This window comes from Peribacillus sp. TH16 (assembly GCF_016651095.1).
Lineage (GTDB): Bacteria > Bacillota > Bacilli > Bacillales > DSM-1321 > Peribacillus > Peribacillus butanolivorans.
The window spans coordinates 764,237-784,508 of record NZ_JAEKEM010000002.1 but is presented as its reverse complement, the minus strand read 5'-3'; the positions used below and the strand labels follow the sequence as shown (position 1 = coordinate 784,508).

21 protein-coding genes and 3 pseudogenes are annotated in these 20,272 nt (G+C 37.1%); 20 read left to right on the top strand and 4 right to left on the bottom strand.

What is annotated here, in order from left to right:
- Positions 1-52: 52 nt before the first annotated feature.
- From JFV29_RS03735 to JFV29_RS03715, 6 genes are all read left to right on the top strand, one after another.
- Positions 53-517 (top strand): S-Ena type endospore appendage, encoded by a 465-nt coding sequence (locus JFV29_RS03735; RefSeq protein ID WP_201181321.1) that lies wholly within the window; start codon positions 53-55, stop codon positions 515-517.
- A 138-nt stretch (positions 518-655) separates the two neighbouring features.
- Positions 656-1,018 (top strand): phage tail assembly chaperone G, encoded by a 363-nt coding sequence (gene gpG / locus JFV29_RS03730; RefSeq protein ID WP_201181320.1) that lies wholly within the window; start codon positions 656-658, stop codon positions 1,016-1,018.
- Positions 1,019-1,056: 38 nt separating this feature from the next.
- The gene (gene gpGT / locus JFV29_RS30000; protein ID WP_207205081.1) at positions 1,057-1,203 is read left to right on the top strand and encodes a phage tail assembly chaperone GT; all 147 of its coding nucleotides are present in this window, start codon (positions 1,057-1,059) and stop codon (positions 1,201-1,203) included.
- A 36-nt stretch (positions 1,204-1,239) separates the two neighbouring features.
- Positions 1,240-2,343: a tape measure protein gene (locus JFV29_RS03725; RefSeq protein WP_201181319.1), complete on the top strand. Its 1,104-nt coding sequence runs from the start codon at positions 1,240-1,242 to the stop codon at positions 2,341-2,343.
- Positions 2,344-2,377: 34 nt separating this feature from the next.
- Entirely contained in the window at positions 2,378-2,527 is a 150-nt protein-coding gene (gene fbpA, locus JFV29_RS03720; protein WP_207205080.1) for a Fur-regulated basic protein FbpA, read from the top strand.
- A gap of 126 nt (positions 2,528-2,653) precedes the next feature.
- Entirely contained in the window at positions 2,654-2,878 is a 225-nt protein-coding gene (locus JFV29_RS03715; protein ID WP_201181317.1) for a hypothetical protein, read from the top strand.
- A 387-nt stretch (positions 2,879-3,265) separates the two neighbouring features.
- Here the strand turns inward: JFV29_RS03715 and JFV29_RS03710 are convergent, their stop codons facing one another.
- Positions 3,266-3,793 (bottom strand): DUF421 domain-containing protein, encoded by a 528-nt coding sequence (locus JFV29_RS03710; protein WP_242486787.1) that lies wholly within the window; start codon positions 3,791-3,793, stop codon positions 3,266-3,268.
- A 670-nt stretch (positions 3,794-4,463) separates the two neighbouring features.
- On the opposite strand from JFV29_RS03710, the gene JFV29_RS03705 reads away from it, so the two are divergent.
- Positions 4,464-4,709 (top strand): zinc ribbon domain-containing protein, encoded by a 246-nt coding sequence (locus JFV29_RS03705; protein ID WP_201181313.1) that lies wholly within the window; start codon positions 4,464-4,466, stop codon positions 4,707-4,709.
- A 778-nt stretch (positions 4,710-5,487) separates the two neighbouring features.
- Here JFV29_RS03705 and JFV29_RS31565 read toward each other — a convergent pair.
- A pseudogene (locus tag JFV29_RS31565) lies at positions 5,488-5,601 on the bottom strand (YjcZ family sporulation protein); the annotation flags it as partial.
- A gap of 130 nt (positions 5,602-5,731) precedes the next feature.
- On the opposite strand from JFV29_RS31565, the gene JFV29_RS03695 reads away from it, so the two are divergent.
- On the top strand, positions 5,732-6,319 hold the full coding sequence (locus tag JFV29_RS03695; protein WP_201181308.1) for a peptidoglycan recognition protein family protein: 588 nt from the start codon (positions 5,732-5,734) through the stop codon (positions 6,317-6,319).
- A 321-nt stretch (positions 6,320-6,640) separates the two neighbouring features.
- Here JFV29_RS03695 and JFV29_RS03690 read toward each other — a convergent pair whose 3' ends face one another.
- Positions 6,641-6,943 carry a hypothetical protein gene (locus JFV29_RS03690; protein WP_201181306.1) on the bottom strand — a complete coding sequence of 101 codons (303 nt, stop codon included), beginning with the start codon at positions 6,941-6,943 and terminating at the stop codon, positions 6,641-6,643.
- An 823-nt stretch (positions 6,944-7,766) separates the two neighbouring features.
- Between JFV29_RS03690 and JFV29_RS03685 the strand changes: the two genes are divergently transcribed.
- From JFV29_RS03685 to JFV29_RS03650, 8 genes and pseudogenes are all read left to right on the top strand, one after another.
- Positions 7,767-8,825 carry an alkene reductase gene (locus JFV29_RS03685; protein WP_201181304.1) on the top strand — a complete coding sequence of 353 codons (1,059 nt, stop codon included), beginning with the start codon at positions 7,767-7,769 and terminating at the stop codon, positions 8,823-8,825.
- Positions 8,826-9,104: 279 nt separating this feature from the next.
- Positions 9,105-9,680: pseudogene (locus JFV29_RS03680) on the top strand (hypothetical protein); the annotation flags it as partial.
- Between the two features lie 404 nt (positions 9,681-10,084).
- Positions 10,085-11,431, top strand: coding sequence for an FAD-binding oxidoreductase (locus tag JFV29_RS03675; RefSeq protein ID WP_201181302.1), 1,347 nt, complete (start codon positions 10,085-10,087; stop codon positions 11,429-11,431).
- Between the two features lie 267 nt (positions 11,432-11,698).
- Positions 11,699-12,088 (top strand): phage portal protein, encoded by a 390-nt coding sequence (locus JFV29_RS03670; RefSeq protein ID WP_201181300.1) that lies wholly within the window; start codon positions 11,699-11,701, stop codon positions 12,086-12,088.
- Positions 12,037-12,378 (top strand): hypothetical protein, encoded by a 342-nt coding sequence (locus JFV29_RS03665; protein ID WP_201183532.1) that lies wholly within the window; start codon positions 12,037-12,039, stop codon positions 12,376-12,378. The genes JFV29_RS03670 and JFV29_RS03665 overlap by 52 nt, the downstream gene beginning before the upstream one ends.
- 38 nt (positions 12,379-12,416) lie before the next feature.
- Complete coding sequence (locus JFV29_RS03660; protein ID WP_201181298.1) at positions 12,417-13,304, top strand: alpha/beta hydrolase; 888 nt, start codon at positions 12,417-12,419, stop codon at positions 13,302-13,304.
- A 228-nt stretch (positions 13,305-13,532) separates the two neighbouring features.
- The gene (locus JFV29_RS03655; RefSeq protein WP_201181296.1) at positions 13,533-13,625 is read left to right on the top strand and encodes a phage holin; all 93 of its coding nucleotides are present in this window, start codon (positions 13,533-13,535) and stop codon (positions 13,623-13,625) included.
- 94 nt (positions 13,626-13,719) lie between these two features.
- A pseudogene (locus tag JFV29_RS03650) lies at positions 13,720-14,154 on the top strand (RNA-guided endonuclease TnpB family protein); the annotation flags it as partial.
- A gap of 486 nt (positions 14,155-14,640) precedes the next feature.
- Here JFV29_RS03650 and JFV29_RS03645 read toward each other — a convergent pair.
- On the bottom strand, positions 14,641-16,071 hold the full coding sequence (locus JFV29_RS03645; RefSeq protein ID WP_201181295.1) for a PQQ-dependent sugar dehydrogenase: 1,431 nt from the start codon (positions 16,069-16,071) through the stop codon (positions 14,641-14,643).
- A gap of 977 nt (positions 16,072-17,048) precedes the next feature.
- On the opposite strand from JFV29_RS03645, the gene JFV29_RS03640 reads away from it, so the two are divergent.
- The 4 genes from JFV29_RS03640 (at position 17,049) to JFV29_RS03630 (ending at position 19,425) form a co-directional block, all read left to right on the top strand.
- The gene (locus JFV29_RS03640) at positions 17,049-17,585 is read left to right on the top strand and encodes a hypothetical protein (RefSeq protein WP_242486786.1); all 537 of its coding nucleotides are present in this window, start codon (positions 17,049-17,051) and stop codon (positions 17,583-17,585) included.
- Positions 17,586-18,248: 663 nt separating this feature from the next.
- Positions 18,249-18,431 carry a hypothetical protein gene (locus JFV29_RS31340; protein ID WP_309558913.1) on the top strand — a complete coding sequence of 61 codons (183 nt, stop codon included), beginning with the start codon at positions 18,249-18,251 and terminating at the stop codon, positions 18,429-18,431.
- Positions 18,432-18,438: 7 nt separating this feature from the next.
- On the top strand, positions 18,439-18,585 hold the full coding sequence (locus JFV29_RS31335; protein WP_309558915.1) for a hypothetical protein: 147 nt from the start codon (positions 18,439-18,441) through the stop codon (positions 18,583-18,585).
- 48 nt (positions 18,586-18,633) lie between these two features.
- Entirely contained in the window at positions 18,634-19,425 is a 792-nt protein-coding gene (locus JFV29_RS03630) for a GH25 family lysozyme (protein ID WP_201183350.1), read from the top strand.
- The last annotated feature ends 847 nt before the right edge of the window (positions 19,426-20,272 follow it).

Here is a 20,272-nt window from a genome sequence, read left to right as displayed (position 1 = left end):
GAAATTGTAATAGTGTATAGAGTTGTCCGTATACAGAAATGAGGAATCATTTGTGGGAAATGAAAAGAACAAGAACAAGAAATGTAAATGTAAATGTAAATGTAAATGTGAAAAAAAGAAAAAAAAGAAAAAAAAGAAGACCAGGTCACCTGAGAAAAGTTGCTTTCCTATACCAAATTGCGATAAAAAAATCTTCTGTACGGATATTTGTGGAAATATACATTTAGATCAGGATGTTCACGATTTGGAGATTTGGAAAAAAGAGCTGAATGAAAAAACGATGGTCACCGTTTCCGTTTTCAACAGTGCCTGGAGTATTAGTTCTCTTCAAGTTTTCGTGGTTTGTATGGAGGGAAGTCCTGTAGTATTAAATATACCAAAAGGAAACACACTTTCCGCAACCATAGAAGATGTTATTTCTATTTTCGTGGTACATGAAGAGGGAGGAAGAGTCGAGGGTAAATTCTGTTTAGAAATTTGTTTTCCTTTCCGTGACAAAAAATCCTTCTTCAACTAACGGGTGATATCCTATTAGCTGGTTTAGTTGAAGAAGAAGCACTAAAGAAGACCACAATAAGTGGTCTCTTTTATTTGTTCAAAAATAAACATTAATGTTTATCCAAGACTAATCTAAAAAACGAAGGGATGTTTTGAAATGGCAAATTTAAAAAGAAACATGATCGAATTGATAAAGGAAGTGAAGGAAGGTGAAATTGAAACGGTAAAGTATCTCACACCTGTATTCATTCCTTTTTCAGTAGTTTATGAAGCAATCGATATGACACAAGAAATTGATAGAAGCGAAGATGCTAAAAGTGCTACATCTGAAAAAGAATTGATTGATAAACTGTTAGATTTTGTAGCAAACAAGATTTATAACAAGCAATTCACAAAAGAAGATTTATTTAATGGTCTTCACGCACCAGATGCTATCCAAACCTTACAAGAACAAATTATGTTTGTGGCTCAAGGTCACCAAAATGATGAAACAAAAAAGTTCTTGGCGAAGAAAGGTTAACGGATGAAGACTTTTCCCCAGCCAAGCAAAAAGAATATATGGACAAACTCATCCTTAATCTCATGAAAGATGGTAAGGATATCAACGAAATATTGGGTATGCCTTACCATTTTTTACTTGAAATATTAAGAGAAGAAAATAAACCAAAACAAGAGAAATCCTTAATCACCGCATTCGGAGGTTAGGGATTTTTTTATTGGTATGAGAAGGGAGGGTGATTGATGGAGAAGAAAGAAGGCCTTTCGATTGGACTGGACCTTGACTCCACAGCCCTCAACCGTGGTCTAACTGGGGTAAAGGATAAGTTAAGGACTGTAAACAGTGAAATGAAGGCAAACATGTCAGCTTTTGACCGTGGTGATCGTTCTATTGGGAAATACGAAACACGTTTATCTGGATTGAATAGGAAACTAGAAGTCCAAAAAGAGGTCACGAAACAAGCCAAGGCTGAGTACGAAAAGATGGTCAGAGAGAATGGAGAAGGGTCCAAAAAAGCAGATGAAGCAGCCAAAAGCTATAACAATGAAGTTGCTGCTCTAAACAACTTAGAACGCTATGTTGGTGGTGTAAAAGAAGAACTAAAAAAAATGAAAGAAGAACAACGAATTGCTTCTTCTGGATGGACAAAAGCTGGCGACTCTCTTATTAATTTCGGAAATGGTTTGAAATCTATATCAGACAAAACAAAGGATTTAGGAAAAAGTTTAACCAAGAAACTTACTTTACCTGCTGTAGGGGCGGCATCGGCACTAGCGAGCATAGCGCTGGTTAAAGGGTTTAATCGCCTAGTCGGAATAGATACAGCCAAAGCAAAATTAAAGGGGCTGGGTCACGATGCTAAAGGCGTAGAAAAAATAATGGAGTCAGCCCTCGAATCCGTTAAAGGGACATCATTCGGATTGGACGAAGCTGCAACAACGGCAGCTAATGCTGTGGCTGCTGGAGTTGAAGAGGGGACGGAATTAACAAGGTATTTATCCTTAACTGGTGATGCGGCAGCAATAGCCGGGGCAGGGTTAGGTGAGATGGGATCTATCCTAAATAAAGTCCAGACATCTAATAAGGCTTACAACGGGGAATTACAGCAATTATCTGACAGGGGATTGCCCGTTTATCAGTGGTTGGCAAAGGAAGCAGGAGTGACCGGAGAAGCGGTATTTAAAATGGCTTCCGATGGTGAAATATCCTCCGAAATGCTGATGAATGCCATTGAAAAAAACATTGGCGGAGCAGCTGGAAAAATGGGTGAAGAATCATTTACTGCTGGGATCGCTAATATGTGGGCGGCTGTTGGTCGCCAGTTGTTGAAAAGAGGTTTTATATGATTAGTTCTGTATCTACTAATCAATTAAATTAGAGTTGCAAAGGGATTATTTTAAATCTGAACTTTTGAAAATGAATTATTTCAAAACTCCTGAGGGTCGACAATTATATGAACTTTCCTTATCCGAATTAGAAAGCATTTTTGATACTGAAAAAGCAAAAAGCCAAAGCGAGGAAAATACATGACTCGTAAAGGAAAACGTCGGTTGAAAAAGTCTCTGGTAAAGAGAAAAAAGGATAGGTTGACTCGTGCATTCAGAAACATTTTTGTTATGTCGGGTTATTTGGAAGAGTAGAGGAGGACTGTTATTGATGGCAAAGAAAATTCAACCGGTTATCATTCGTCGTAAAAGGGAGTATGAAGCTGAGCAAGCTATCAATGATTTAGAGGCGAGAGGATTTGAGGTTATTTCTCCTCTTAAACAGCAAAATCCTCAATCTGAAGTGCTTCATAATCTTTCGTTCGAACAGAGGAGATTCAAGGTAGAAGATTTTTCTTCTCCTTGGATTGCTAAGTTAAGAAGAATCGAAGAATAGACACAAACTGTGATTGTTACAGTCCGAAAAAAGTAACTATCCTCGGACGAAATAGCTACTTCTAAAATCGGTTTCCTATATTTAAGGGAGAAATAGGTGTTCTGCTCATTTTAATATATGTGTCAAAGATTGAAAGATAAAAATATTATCTGTTTTGATGGAAAGTCTGTATAAAATGTTCATATTCCAACATTCCCAGTTTGAAATATTACTTATTACACTGTATTTAATCTTATAATCGTCAACGAACTGTAAAACAATTTTTCACTTGATAGGCTTCTTTCCTCTCTCTTGTTAGTGGTAATCAGACTTTAAGTGCCTGTCATTACAACATAGTAGGGCCTGACTAATTCAATTTTACTAGTAAGGCAGATGGGAAAAGGTAGATTATTTAAGACGTTTGGGATAAGATGAGTCCCCTTCTTTAATTTTGGAAAAAAGATTTATTCTTGTTTCATCAGGTTTATTTTCTGATTGCATTTTCGAATTAATTTTTAATTTGGTGGAGAGTTGTGTAAGTGCATGCTGAATTTTTTCTATATCTTCTTTGGTTGCGAATTTCTTATTATTAGTGAGTAAATATCCTAATTGTCCACTGGGTTCGATAGTGGCCCATTGTACATCTTTTATATTTTCTATCCCATTTTGTCGTAGGAGCATTTCAAGTGCATCAACAGAAAGTCGAAGTTTTATTAAATTTTTTTCATTTATTGAGCCATTCTCGATAACAATCTTTGACTTGCCAGTTAAAAAAAATTCGGCAACATCCCATTTCATTTGGATGTATTCAATTAGTAGTAAAGTTCCAATGAGAATGGTTGCAATCGCAAAAGTAACCCAAAGATTTTCGCCAATAACAGGGTGTATTAAAAGGGTCCCTATAAAAATCATGATAACAGTTGTTTCAGTAGTCATTTTGGAGACAGACCTTCTACCTGAAATGCGTATTAATAATATTCCAAAGATGACAATTAACATCGTTTTCCATATCCAACTTATATCCATAATTTAGCACCGCCACGTTACTTGGTGCTATATAGTCTTTGATTAATAGTTAGTTGATATACAGTTTTGATAAAAATAATGCGGGACACAGACGAACGATATCGCAGATCGAGGGAAAGGAAGGTATCAACGATATGGGCTATTCCCGAGAAGAACAAGAAACTTCGTTGATTGATTTTTGACAACAGTACAGGCAAGTGGAGTGTTTACTCTATTGTTCCTAAACACATTCGAAAACTCTCTAATTTCCGTCTTTGTGTTCAAATGCGTAATAAAAGGTCTTGATATATATCGTAAGCCTGTTTTAACTTAGGGCTGACAGAAAGGCACTTATTCAGCACTTCTGATTCAGTGCCGATGAAGCGGTCGCAAGAATGAGTAAACAATTGGCAACCATTGCAACTGATATGAATCATCTATATAATTAGATGAATTACGTATAAATGGAATCCCTAATAAGGGCCATTTACTAGATTTCCTAGATGAAATTAATATGATGGCTGTGCATCGGCGAATCAGTTTAAACTCGTAAATGTGAATGATAACAAATTCAAAACTTAACAAAATCGGAGGAATAAAAATGGCAAAACCAAACATGTGTCAAAGCTGTGGAATGCCCATGAAAGTGTCAAGTGACTTTGGAAATGAAAAGGATGGGACACCGTCAGAAAAATACTGTCACTATTGTTACGAAAATGGTGAATGGATGCATCCTGATGTAACATTCGATGAATTTTATGCATTCAGTTTAAAAAGGTTTCAGGAATCAGATATGAATCGGGTTGAAAAATTTTTTCTCAATAAAATGTATACAAAAAATTCTTAAAAAATTAGAGCGCTGGCGCTAAAACACAAAATTGTGCATGTGATGAATATGAAAACGAAATCAGAACCAAAATCAGGTGGTTGGAAGCCATTTTATTACCTAATCAAACAATCCCATCCGTCCGAGAAAAAAACTGGAATCTTAAATTATTGGAATAACGCAGGAGTTGTAATTCTCTAAGGTGCATGAGTGTAGTTCTAACTGCCAATTGGAGGGCTTTTTTTTATTTCACTAACGAAGAATTTATGTAAATTACTTCAACTAACAGATGCTTATCTTCAATAAGATAACTAAAAGATATTTCATAATCGGGCGCTTTAATGAAGTAACTAAAGCCTAATTTCTCGGTGTTAAAAGTGAGAAATTAGGCTTTTTATATTTGGATTGCTTTACCGTTGTAAATCTGTATTTTCCTGATGTTACTCCCTTAGCGTATGTTTTTCGCGTTTTGTTGGTAGGACCCCAGTAGGAACAAACTGTGCGGTAACTAAAAAACTAAATCGCAACAAATTTCAAGTCGTCTCTAAATTTTGAAACGGCTTTTTATTTTAGGCTCTGTTAAAGGATGTTGCTGATTTTCTTATGGCGGAATAGATAAAAAAGGCCGACCAATAAGGGTCGGCTTTTTTTTATACTATTTTTAACAACATGCGCCATATCCGTAACCGCCGCCGTAACCGCCGCCGTAACCGCCGCCGTAACCGCCGCCGTAACCGCCGCCGTAACCGCCGCCGTAACCGCCGCCGTAACCGCCGCCGTAACCGCCGCCGTAGCCGCCTCCACCAACAAAGCTAGCTCCAACAATGATTAAGAGTATAAACAAAACGACTATAAAGGCGAAACCTCCACCAAATCCAAAGCCGTCGTCACACCTTGATTCACAACCTGACATAAAGACATCTCCTTGTTTGTTTGTTAAGGAGGAAAAACTTAAATGGGTTATATTACCTTATGCTCTAATCAGGAAAATGACACTTAATCTTTAACAAAGCTTTATTTAAATAAAAAGGAGACGATGAAAGATGAACTTTTCTAAACTACCCCAATTAGTCGATATGAGAGGGGAATTAAAATCAAAAGGCATGTATTCAAAACGTACGAAAACAATCACTCACCGTGTATCACCATTCACTTACAAAAAACATTTGCCCGGATCTGATGCAGCAAGTTTCGCGGATTACCATGTAAACACGCTGGTGTGGCCCGGGATAGGATATACATTCATCATTGAACCTAAGAATGTTATTAACACGCCGAACGGAAAAAGGGCTATGATTGTATATGCGAATGATATAGACAAACTCACTTATCATGTAGGGAACAGCAATCAATTTTCGCTTGGTATCTGTGTTGCTGGAGACTATCGATATGACGATATAGATGAAGCCACACTTGCAAGTATTGCAGAACTTCACACTGCACTTGTTAAAAATGGGATAGGGAAGTGTGATAAAGCCCATAATGAAATGCCAGGTTATAGTTGGAAAGCTTGTTGTGAGTATAACTACAGAGAAGTTTTTGATTGGAAAGGTTCAAAGACACCAGCTAAACCATCTCCAGCACCTGATGTTTACACTATCCAAGAATGTAAGAAAAGGCGGGGCATGTGAATTATACACAATCTGGATTATAACTAATTCAAAGGGGTATTTTAACCTTATTTTGCATCGGAAAGGCAAATAAAAGTGGATGAATTAATGGCTCTATTTTAGAGGGAAGGATTTCCGAACGATAAACGGACACTGATTCATTTTGCATGTGATAAAGTAATAGTATGGAAGTTTTGAAGAAGACTTCTAAATAAGGCGTGATGGTTTTTAGCTGTTGCACCTTTTCCCTTTTTACCTGAATGGTTTATTATTCGTGGTTGCTTGGAATATGGCCGAGCGACACTTCTTTTTGTTCACTGTAAACCAGACAAAATGTGATGATTACTGCTCTTTTGAAATATTATTATTCCTTTTCTTTTTTACTAAAAGAATGATAGCAATGATAAAAGCTATTAAGCTATATATCCAGGTAAACATAAAAGCAATGCCCAATCCGATATTTGCATCCACATATTCGCTGTTCACATGATCTATGGCTAAATATAGAAGCGGCGCACCTCCAATGATGAGCAGGATGACCAATAGAACATTCTTTTTCGTATTCCTGGTTGATAAAAAAATAATAATGAAGGATAGCAAGAGAAACGCTTCTGAAGCTATCGTCAAAGTTACCAGATTGCTCATAATAATTCACTCCTAATCATAGTTGCATAAATGGAATACATTTTTTAGATGTGTTCCCTTATATCTATGTTCCTTTTCGTCCCTTTTTCATAAATCCCAAAATATTTTTTATTTACCTTTGTTTACTGCTGATTATTGAAACTACTGCGGCACATACATAACTACATGATCGTTTAACAAGTGACCCGGTTAGTGTAGCCGTGGTGTCTGGTTTAGAGTGAATATTGGCATCACTCAGGACATGCAGAATAAATACTAAACAGGGTTGAGAATCAAATAAACCTTTTTTTTTGCCTAAACAGTTAGACATAAAAACTTTATTGTTCAACTCGATTATTTAAGGGGCCTGAAAGCTTTATAAAGCAACGTTTTGAGTTAAACTCCTTATGTCTTGAAGATAACTCAGAGGGGTGTTTTTGGCTAGATTTAAGCGGAATTCGATATGGAATAGTAATGTTTATACATATTAAATCGAAACAATGACCGTACAAAACTTCCATTAATTTGGGTGCTAAAGATTAGCCTAAGTCATAACCGAATTTACAAAGTGACTCGTTTGAGTCGCTTTTTTGTTTGAAAAGAGAGGCAGTCCAAATCAAAGAAATGGAAAATGTGCGCTAGGAGCATCACCCTCAAATTTTAAAATCCCAATTAGTAACAGCTGAATGGATTGTTTATTGGTCTTAATTACAATATCTTACCAATTAGCTCCGGTGATGAAGTGAATCATTTGAAAATTAACCACTTTTCATATAATCTTACACATAATGGTTACTAAAAGTTAGCTTTCTCAATAAATAAGAGGTTAACAGGAGGAATTCAAATGAATCAAATAAAAACTAAGCTTTTTGAACCTGTAACAATTGGTGCATGGGACTTAAAAACAAGAACAGCAATGGCTCCTATGACACGGTCGTTTGCTGATGATAAAACTGGTGTTGTGAATGACCTAACCGTAGAGTATTACCGAAAGCGAGCTCAAGATGGAATCGGACTTATCATTACGGAAGGTGTTGTAATTTCACCAAGAGCAAAGGGTAATCCTGGCGTTCCTGGGCTCTACACTCAAGAACAAATTAATGGTTGGAAAAAAGTTACCGAAGCTGTACACGCTGAAGGCGGAACCATTATTGCGCAAATCTGGCATGTCGGCCGTGCAAGCCACCACGAAATTGCAGGAGGACTTCCACCACAGGCTCCTTCCCCTTTTGCTGCTGAAGGAAAGGTTTCACGATTCGGAAAACCTTTTGATATTCCTGAGGAAATGACAGAGACAGATATTGCAGAAGTAGTCAGCCAATATGCGCAAGCTGCAAAAAATGCGATGGAAGCCGGCTTTGACGGCGTGGAAATTCATGGTGCACATGGCTACTTAATCGACCAGTTTAACTCTGACACTTCCAATAAAAGGACGGATCGGTACGGCGGTGATTTAAAACAACGCCTGACATTTATGAAGGAAGTGCTAACAGCAGTCATTGATACGGTTGGAGTAGACCGTACCCTTATTCGTTTCTCGGCTTTAAAAATTGACCAGCCATCTTACATGTGGGAAGATCCTGAATCAGCGATTCAAACGTTTATTGAAGCTTTTAAAGAAACAGGCGGCAAAATGATTCACCCTTCTACAATGGAATTTACCAAACCGATTGCCAGAGGGCTAACCATGCATGAATTGGTACGTCGCCACTGGGATGGAGTTATAGTTGGTGTAGGCGGGCTTGATGCTGAAACAGCAGAAGACGCACTAAAAAAAGGCACCATTGACGTTGCCGCGATTGGCCGTCCGCTTATCGCCAATCCGGATTATCTTGCACGAATTAAGCAGGATAAAAAACTTGTTGATTACGAAGCAAAAAAACATTTAATTCAATTGGTTTAATAGAGAAAAAACAGGAAGCTTACTTGTTCATGTCAGCGTACCTTCTTTTCGGGGCAGGTTAGTTTTGAAGTTAATTAGGGGATTTGCAGGAATGGGAGTAAGTATGGTAGGTACAATTATACTTGGAATAAGCCTAATAATCCTAATTTTAATATTAATTACAGATTCAAATAAGTAAGAAAATTGAAAAGAACCATTTGATTGATTAATGATGTTCTTCTTAAACTAACGAGAGCGATACTTCAATAAGAGGTATCGTTTTTCTTATTGAGCTAACAGGTGCGTGAAGGATTCCTAGACAAAATGAAAGAACGAGCTATGAACATCCTTGAAGGAAAAGACCTGGTTGACCTTTATTCCCTTTCATCTACAAAATTGGATGACCCTAACGAGGTTGATAATCCCGACTTTTGGGAAAAGGCGAATCCTATGTTCAGCGAACCAAGGAGCCCATATGCCAAAGGATTATTCAAAAAGGTTTTAACTCAATTTAAGCAACTTGCTAATAATCCAGCTTTGTAGCTGATACTTTCCGTTTGGATTTAGTAAGAACCGCATGAGAAGCAGAGGGATTTGAATTAGAATTTATCCGTAATCCTAAAGCCATTCATTCCTTATTAGCGCCGAGGGTAGAAACATTGTTCGCTAAGAGTAATATCATCTTTGATGACAACCCACTCATGCGTTGGTATACCAATAATGTCTATGTTCACATTAAAAAGGATGGGAACAAGGAATATTTGAAAAAAGACGAATTTAGAAGGAAAACAGATGGTTTCCAGGCGTTTATCATTTAAAGCAGATGAAATTTTAGTGGATGACGTGGACTTTTTCTTGGATGATATAGATTTTTAAAAGGCTCTGTTAAACGATGTTGTTTATTTTCTTGTGTAACGGGGCAGAATAGTTGAAGAGTCGCTGTTTGATCTTTATTCAACAATTGGGCCATTTAGTTTAGTAAGAGGTTGAATAAAACCCCACTTTTTTATGATTATCCTTCCTAGAGATTTCTCCAACTTATACAAGCCTTACCCAACCAACTATTTCTGTTCCATATCCTATGATCATTGTTATTAATCCTATTAATATATCCCCAGCATTATCAGTCTAGGTTGCATATTTTTTATTATTTACATTAAATATGATGTATAGGTACATTTTTTAAAATTTATAAACGAAGAAAGAAAAATAGGGAATTTGGAAAATGAATTGTTTCATAGTTTAGCCCGAATACTAAATTAAGGTTAGGGGTTGAATTGATGGTATTAAAAATACGACTGACAGGACGAGTCATCTTTAAAGGAGAACCAGGATATGAACAGGCACGCCTAAACTGGAACCCGTACGTTGATACCTTTCCCCTTGTATTTGTTTTTGCTCAAAGCACGAAGGATGTTACAAATGCTATAAAATGGGCACGAATGAACAATGTGCCGATTCGGGTTCGGAGCGGACGACATGCATTGGACAAAAATCTTTCAATAGTTAAAGACGGTATTGTTATCGATGTGAGTGATATGAAAAAGGTGCAGTTAATTAGGGAGAAAGAAGTAGCTATCGTCCAAACTGGCATCAATGTAGGTCCACTAGTAAAGAAATTAGCACAGGAAGGCTTCATGGTCCCATTCGGAGATAGCCCAACCGTTGGAATTGGCGGAATCACCTTGGGTGGAGGGATGGGGCTACTTCAGCGATCAATTGGCTTTATCAGTGACAATCTCATTGGATTGGAAATGGTTGACGCCAATGGAACAGTCTTAAAGGCAAACAAAAACAACAATTCAGACCTTTTATGGGCTTCTCGCGGTGGAGGTGGGGGTAATTTCGGAATTAATACTGAATATAGGTTCAAGGTACATCATGCCCCCGCTGAAGCAACAGTATTCGAAATTATTTGGCCATGGAACCAACTAGAGAAAGTTTTCAAGGCGTGGCAAAAATGGGCTCCTTTTGTTGACAACCGACTAGGTTCTATATTAGATATTTTCTCTAAAAATAATGGGTTGCTTCATGCAACAGGACTATTCCTGGGTTCAAAAACGAAACTAACTAGCTTGTTAGAGCCTTTAACGAGCGTAGGTACTCCAACAAGGGTGTTTATCCAAGAATTGTCCTATCCGAATGTTGTTGAACATCTGATACCAGATGAACCAATCCCTGGAAGAGCAGACCGGAACTATAAATTTTCATCGGCTTGGGCGACATGTCTGTTTCCGGATGAAGCAATCAAGATCATGCGCAGTTTCCTAGAAGAATCGACCGGAACCGAATCCAGTTTCTTTTTTCTGAACTGTGGTGGCGCTGTAAGTAGAATCTCTTCTGAGGCGACTGCTTTTTTTTGGCGCAGTCCGAAGTTTTATTTGGAGTGGAATACAACCTGGACACAAGACTCTGAGGCATCAAGGAATCTTGCATTGGTTGCAAGAACACACCAGCAGTTGAATCCTTTCGTTGAAGGGGCCTACGTAAATTCTCCAGATCAGAATATTATAAACTTTGGACCGGCTTATTATGGAACCAACTTTGATAGATTACAAAGAATAAAAGCCAAGTATGATCCCGAAAATGTATTCCACTTTCCGCAAAGTATACCCCCTAAATTTTAAATATATCTTTTGCATTTATCATTTTTTATGTATTCAGATATCTAGAATTGTTAGTAGGAAGTAACAACTTCCAATAACTGGTATTATGGTGCGACTAAGATCAACATTAATGTTAAACAAAGCCTTAAAAAAGGGAGGTGAGAAATTGGGATTTTAGTGAAAAGCAGAAATAAAGAACTTGAATTCATGTTAGTCTTTGATTTAATCGAAGACACTTCCAAGAAATTCACATGCAGCAATTGGCGATTCAAACAGGTATCAATATGATTGGCCGAACCCATCAGCCAAACCGAGTTTTATGTAAAGAATGATAAAAAGTTTGTGAAGGATGAAATGTATTACTGGTTAAATGTCAGACCTAACCCGAACATGTCAGCCAGCCAATTTTGGCAGACTGTTGTTCACAAGCTGATATATGACAACGAGTGTTTGATCATTCAGGCAGATTCGGAAGATTTATTGTTTGCTGACTCTTTTTCACGAATCGAATATGCCCTAGTAAATGATTCATTCAAAGATGTAACCATTAAAGACTATACGTTTTCCCGTACATTTCAAATGAGTGATGTTATTTATCTGGAATACAGCAATAAAAAGCTATCTCCATGTTGGATGGTCTGTATTCCGATTATGGGGAACTATTTGGTAGAATCATAGAATTTCAGAAACGCAAGAACCAGATACATGGCGTTGTTGATATAGAGGCTGTCAGTGATAATACGGAAAAAGGGCAGGAAAAACTACAGAATTATATCAACAAGATTTATAAAGCTTTCTCCGGAAAGTGCATGGCTATTGTTCCTCAACAAAAAGGCTTTAAATACGAGAAAATGAAGAATAGACAATCACAAAGTGTATACGAGGTAAACAAGGTTATAGATGGTTTTCTCTTGCGGCTTTTTTTCGGCGGATCGAGTGTGGGAACCTCTCAAACGCAGTGGGCATAAGCTGATAGTATATGTCGATTTGAAAGGATGTCTTGTACATGTTTCCTTATCTTCAAGAAATTCATCAATTCCCCTATCCCGATTATAGGTCTATGCCCCGCGGCTATTATTACTCCCCTTATTCTGAAGGATGGTGGCTCTGGAGCGATGGTGCCCCCGAATCGCATGAAAGATACCGTTTACCCGCACAGCAACGGCTTACCTTCGTACTTGTGCATGGTTCTTGGGCTGACGCTCACTTCTGGGACGACGTAGCGGCGGTGCTGCGCAGTCGAGGGCATGCCGTCTATACGCCGGAATACGCAGGTCACGGCAAAGATCCAAACAAAGATGTCACGCATGAGATGATCACGAAGTCCGTCGTTGATTTTATAACGAAACTGGACCTACGCAACTTTGTTCTCGTCGGGCACAGCTTCGGCGGAGCTGTCATCCAAAAGGTTGCAGAACAGGTACCGGATCGCATAAAACGCCTTGTCTTCTGGGACGCGTTCGTACTGAAAGACGGCGAATCAGTTGCCGACGAGTTCTCGCCCAAAATGAGGCAAGGTTTCGAGCAGCTCAGAGCCGGCTCGAAGGACGATACGATCATGCTTCCGTTTCCGCTGTTTCGGGATTTGTTCGTCAATACGGCCACTTTGGAGGAAGCCAAACGGATGTATACAGGCATCACTCCGGAACCGGCTAAGCCGCTTTTCGAGAAGCTAGATCTTAAAGCGTTCTACGCGCTGCCTACGCCCAAAAGCTATGTCTATTTCTACCAAGACAACGCATTGCCACAAGGAGAGGGCTTCGGCTGGCATCCGCATATGTCCATACGGCTCGGCCAGTTCCGCCTGATCGTCAGCGACGGCGACCACTTTACGGACACGCGTACAAGGCCGGATATGGTGGCGCAGAAGTTTTACGAGGCGGGCCGGGACTGACGTGCTGTAAGAGCATTTTATTGTGTGGCCAGAGCAAGATCGATCCGTAATCCGCCAAGATTCGGGAATTGATCGAAAAGGAAACAGGAGGTATTTAAAAAGGCCATCCTTTGCAGGGTCCCTCTTTAAGTATTAGTAGTATCTAATTAACTAACACTTGAAGTGTTTCCAAATACTCAATATAGAATTAACGGAAGTAGTAGGAACAACTAGGCAGTGATTATAAGCATGAACTTTCTAACAGCGATTGTTCCACTTGGTTTTGCTTTGTATGGAGTATATAAAAATCAGTATTTAGTAACCAAGAAAGCTCAGAAATAAGAAGAAGTTTCGAAAAAACAAGGATTAAAATAAGCTGCCCACTGGGTGGCTTTTTATTTTAAATTAAAAGGAGACGATGGGAAATGACTATCAAAAACAAAAACGAAAAGTGGCTATCCTACACGAAAAAATTTCAAATGCCCGAATGGATTACTTACATAAAGTTTCTACCGAAATCATCAAAAACCACGATGTTATTGGAATGGAAGACTTGCAAGTGTCGAATATGATGAAAAATCACAAACTAGCTAAAGCTATTAGTGAAGTATCTTGGTACCAATTCAAAAAAATGTTGGAATACAAAGCAAAATGGTATGGTAAACAAATCGTGACCGTATCTAAAACGTTTGCTTCTAGTCAATTGTGTTCTAGCTGCGGTTACCAAAATAAAGACGTTAAACATCTGAATCTTCGTGAATGGGATTGTCCTTTTTGTTCTACTCACCACGATCGAGATATTAACGCAGGACTCAATCTAATGAATGAAGCCATAAGGCTTCTAACCGTAGGAACTACGGGAGTAGCCTAATTAAAAATTGGCCGATAGGCTAATGTTCAGGAATCCCCCACTTCAATCAGACCGTAAGGTCGATAAGTGGTGGGTAGTTCAACCATGAACTAATGAATTAAATATCTTTTTTAATTTTGTTCAACAATCGTGCCATTTTGTGGAATAACTCTTTTTAGAAATTGGATATTTATGTGAAAACTATGGAGAAGATTGTGGAGAATTATACTTAAGTTCCAAATACAGGAGAACCTTGTCTAAGAAGTCGCGGAATATAACTTCTTCAAAGACGACGAGTAATCTCAAGAGGACAAGCAACATAATATCTGTTCTAATGTAAGAGAAATACAAATATTGGGGATGAAATTAGAATATTCGGCTTTTAAATTTCCTGAAAAATAAACAAACGAAGGAACATGATTGCTCTCTTGTTTGTTTTATATTTCTATTCAATTAAATCCAAGAAGGAGATCTATCTGGTATTAAGTAGAATTTTATAGTTATAAATCATGGAACAATTTCAAAAACAGTACCTTGGTGAAAATCAGTCACTTTCATAGAGCCATAAACCCCTAAATATAGTCTTGTTTGATCCAGATTCGTTCCCAAATTAACATAATAAGCTGATTGAGACCCAAAATTATAATCGGTTTCAATAACACTAAAATCATTTAGTTTACAATCTGTACCTACCCTGGTATAAGCTAAAACCCCTCTAACCGGTGGCTGAGATTCTTTATCCTTGGCAAGATCGGTAAACACAACGCTTCCCGTTAAATTGGGGATTCCATTCCCCATATATGGCTGAACTCCCGTAAGTGCAGTTCCTCCAAACTTATCGGGTCGGGGATCTTTATGAAAATAACTAGTTATAGGCTGAATACGCTTCACTGAAGAATTTATTGCTTCATTGTAATAAGCAATTGTTTTCTCATCCAAAGTTGGATTTGCAGAGCAGCCCCTTATAAACGAAGTAGGAAAAGCACCTTCCCACCCTCGCCAGCCAAAGTTAATAATTCCTTCTAGGTCAGGTTTAGATTTCATTAAAGAAGCTTGAATAAGCTGAGTAACCGGTATTGGTTTATAATGAACGAATGAAAAAATCGACTCTACCAAATCCTGTCCGACATTTCCCACATATTTGATATACTGATTATAAAACTTTTGAAATGAAATGCCTGGTATATTGCGAACCCCTTTGGCAATTACCGTAAGCGTTTCTTGAATAGGTGCGGGAAGTTCATTAAAACGTGTGATTACCGGTGGATTATAGAAAAATGTATTCTTAACTACATCAATTTCAATTATTTTACCAGAAATTTCCATATCATCCTGACTTAAATTAAATGGATCATAGCCTGATCCACCATCTCCGGTTGTTAAAACAAGGTTTCCGGTTTCAGGTGAAAAGTTTAAGCTATTGACACCATTATGATTAAAAAATGGTCTTCTTAAGTTAAGTAATGTTCGTCGTTTTTGAGGTTGACCATTCGATTGTAAAATCCATTCTTCAACTGTATCAATATGATCATATTGATTTTCTCTATTTATCCATCTTAGGTTTAAAGTTCTGGGATCACACGGGTTAGGCCTAAAAGGTTCAGAAAGAGCACCTGGACCTTGTGTTCCAGCTACTGAATAATGAAGATAAAACAGACCGTTATAATTAAATTCTGGATGAAACGCTAGCCCTAGCAGTCCTCGTTCATCATATCCACCACGAGAAACACCTAGTTCAGAATCACCAAGTTTTATGATTCGGGGGCGAATATCTAAAAAAGTCCTTATAACCCCGTCCCCTATGTAAAAGATCTCTCCTACCTGAGTTGCAATAAATAATCTTTCAATTGAGTCACCCGGAAGTATTGCTGTTTTCAAAACAGTGGGTAAATTTATTTTACTTACAATGGGCCGTAAACTAACCTTAACTTTTATCAACTAACTTTACACTCCTTCTTATTGTTTTCTTTTATAAGAATATGATTAGAACTGTTCTATTAGAATCAAATTAGGGCCGGGGAATTTCGGGAATTTACTTAATAATATAAACATATATAGAACAATCTCTTTCTAAACATCTTCAATAAGAATTTCAGCTTGAATCCGTATTTTTGTCGGTTGTCCTTCATAAATAACATCTACGGTTCCAATTTCTTTTACTTGGTTGTCTTCTTTCATTAAATAGTATTGATTTCGTCTTAACTAAAACCTGAATCCAATATTGAGGATGATAAAAGTTTAAAAAAAGTTCTACCTCTTCAAGACCAAAATTCATTCCTGCTGCATATGATGCTTCTTCGTAGTCATTTGTATTATTTTTTAGTTAACGATAAAAATAGCCGGACAAACGTTGGCTCGTTTTGAACGTCACAGTTCATCAAATATATTCGATTTTTCAACTCAACAGTCATTCGGCCATGTCGGTGAAATGTCTATCGACCAAACCAGGGATATGGACTTTGTATACGCGGAAAGAACTTTGGCTTTAAAGTCGTACGAGTCAATCTTAAAACCGGCAAATTAGGACTTCCTTGTGAATAAAAAAGGTGAGGAGAATTCCCATGGTTGTATTCGTCCAGTTCAAGCAAATTTTAGTCCGAAGGAAAAGTCTTTATAAATTGTCGATTTTGGAATCTTAGGAATTCGGACTATTGGAAAAAAACGATCCCTAAAACCGGTTCTATATGACGCGTTAAGAAGGATAGAGGACTTGGACTTTAATTGAAATGACAGCTGTTTACTCTGAATTACCACTCGAAATATGATTGATTTTCTTTTTTAGTGATGTTAGTAGGTATAAGTGATGTAATGATGGCGATTGCATAGATAAATGCGTTTTATGTGAAGTTTCTTATGTACCGAAAAAAGGATGGAGTAATAAAGCTTATGTGCTGTAAGAAGAGAAGGAGGAACTCATGAATTGGTTTAGCATTTTATCACATGAATCATACATGCTCCACCATTATTTTAAAACGTTTTCTTATTCTAAAAAGCTCGTATTAGCCGCCCTTTTTTCTGCACTTGCAGCTATCCTGCAGTCAACCGGAAACTTTCTCCCAGGGATCGGTTATTTAATCAGTCCTTTTGCCACTCTCCCTATCTTGATTTGTACCATTATATCTATTCCCTTTGGGCTTCAAAGTTATGTTTTAACGTTTCTTTTATTGATTCTGATCCAACCTGGCGAATCTTTTGTTTTCCCGTTTACAACAGGGATAGTAGGTTTAGGACTTGGAATAGCTCTTCTTATTTTAAAAAGACGAATTGGCATCATAGTTTTTACGTCTATATTATTAATGGGTGGAATTTGTTTTCTTTTATATATTGTCCATTTCCCTGTTTTAGGACCAATCGCCAGTACATCTCTTTCATTAAAGGTTATAGGATTTATTTACATTTTTTCTTTTATATATAGCTGGGTATGGGTTGAATTAAGCGAGGTTTATCTTTAAGAAATGGTATAAATTGATGGGGGAAAAATAGGTAAGCAAGTTTAGGGCACATTGCTAGGAATATGACATGCACTCTTTCTTTGTAAAGGTTCATATAGTTTAATAAGATGTTAGTCACAAAAGAATTTCTTGTTAAAAGTATACTCATATTAGAATCATTTTCGCTACTCCGTTAACGGGCGCTTTAATGAAGTAACTAAAGCCTAATTTCTCGGTGTTAAAAGCGAGAAATTAGGCTTTTTATATTTGGATTTCACCGTTGTAAATCTGTATTTTCCTGATGTTACTCCCTTAGCGTATGTTTTCCGCGTTTTGTTGGTAGGACCCCAATAGGAACAAACTGTGCGGTAACTAAAAAACTAAATCGCAACAAATTTCAAGTCGTCTCTAAATTTTGAAACGGCTTTTTATTATGCATAAAAAGAGCGTTCAAAGAGGTCATGTTTTGACAATTGAAATCGGTGTAATCAACTGCTAGTGTTATTATTGATTTCTTTACATTTAACAGAAATAGGGACAAGGATGTTAAAAGTGATGCTACAGAATCGGCAATTATAAGAACAAAATTAGACAATATTGGTCAATCAGTTGATTCAATTAGGATTGATTTTAAAGCTAGTGACCAACGTTGGACTGCATTGTCAGAGACTGTTATACGTATAGATGAAAGTACAAAACAGGCACATAAACGCATTGATCAAATCGAAAAAAAAGGAGATGTTTAATATAGAAAACGAAGTCATGCACCAAGTATTAATTTTTAAAACTATTTTAGCACCAATAGTAGCAGCAGTGGTTCAAGTCGTTAAGCAAACCGTTACTATACCAAACAATATTTTTACCTAACTTAAGCTTGGTAATCGGACTAGGAATAGGTTCAGTTTCTTTTCCATTCACAGATATGGATATTGTTTTGAGGTTATGGGCTGGTGCATTCGCTGGTCTTGGTGGAACAGGGCTATATGAGTTAATAGCAAAAAGAGAAGGAACTTCAAAATAAGCTGCCCGTTGGGTGGCTATTCTTTTAAAAAAAGAGGAGGATATTAATATGACAACTATAAAAGGAATTGATGTTTCACATTGGCAAGGTGTAATTAATTGGAACAAAGTCGCAAAAGATGGTGTGAAGTTTGTATTTATTAAAGCAACCGAGGGAACGAGTTATTCTAAGCTTTCCTACTTTAAAGAAAATGCTCCTAAAGCTTTGTCAGCGGGATTAAAAGTGGGGGCCTATCACTATGCTAAGTTTGCTACTGAAGCAGAAGCAAAGGCTGAGGCTGCGTATTTTATAGATTCTATCAGTTCTATTGGTTTAAATTACCCTGCTGTTCTTGACCTTGAAGAAAACAAAAAAAAGGCAAAGAAAAAGACGCTAACTGACGCCGTTATTGCATTTTTAGAGGCCATTGAAGATGCAGGACATACTGCTATGTTATATACAGGTAAATCCTTTCTTGAAAATGCTTTAGATGAATCAAGATTGAAGAAGTATACTTTGTGGATTGCTCGATACAACAGCACATTGGGACGTAGCGCAGATATTTGGCAACATTCTGATTCAGGTAAAATAAATGGTATTAGCACAAAGGTAGATTTAAATGTAGCCTATAGGGATTTCACGGACACAGAAAATACTGTTAACCCGCCCAATACATCCAGTACATCCACAACAACTTATACTGTAAAAAAAGGCGACACACTTAGCTTGATTGCAAAAAAATACAAAACAACCGTAAAAGCCCTAGTAAGTCTTAATGGAATTAAAGACCCAGACAAAATAAATATCGGTCTGAAACTTAAAGTCACTGGATCAATATCAACAAATAGTACCAAAAAGTAACATACTGTTAAAAGTGGCGACACCATATCAGCATTAGTTAAAAAATACGGAAGTTCCACAACCCAAATTAAAAATTGGAATAGTTTAAAGAATATCGATAAAATTTATGTCGGTCAAAAACTACGTGTGAAATAAGTAAAAGTCCTTCTCTTAATTTAGAGGGGACTTTTTAGGATTTAAGTCTTATTCAACTCCCCGTTATTTAGGAACTTTTACTACCTTTTAAGAGATATATTACTGAATGTGGTTTGCCCCCGTTGGCATTCGTGAGAAAAATTAACCTAACCGAGCGAGTTCAAAATAATTATTTGAACTTCTTCATTTTCCTCTTTTCAATATATATCCAACTATAATAGAACAGCCAGAAGACCAAGGGTACTAAAAGTACATAAGGTTTAAATTCTTTTGAATGATGATATTGATATATTATTAAAATTATTCCTATAATCAATGCTGGCGGTAAAAGAATAAAATATTTTTTCTTATCCAATTTACCTCTCACCAGTACATCGTTTTGTCATTCAAAACACTCCTCTCACTAAAAATGCAATCAATCCATATATTAACATAAATTCATTCCTCTTAATCAAAATTATTTCGGTTGATTAGAATGACAATCTACATTTTTATAAATTTTCCTTATTAAGCTAAACAGTCCAGTTACAATTAAAAAGGCAAATCATCCTGAATGATAGGCTTAACCTTCTTCACTAACTCCGTAATATCGTTTTCTCCGTTTTAAACTACTTTGTCAATCCGGAAATCCTTACTAGACCCGTGTTTGCTTTGAATTTCTATACAAATCATCCACTTTAACACCTAATAAAAAATTAGCTGCAGAATTGAA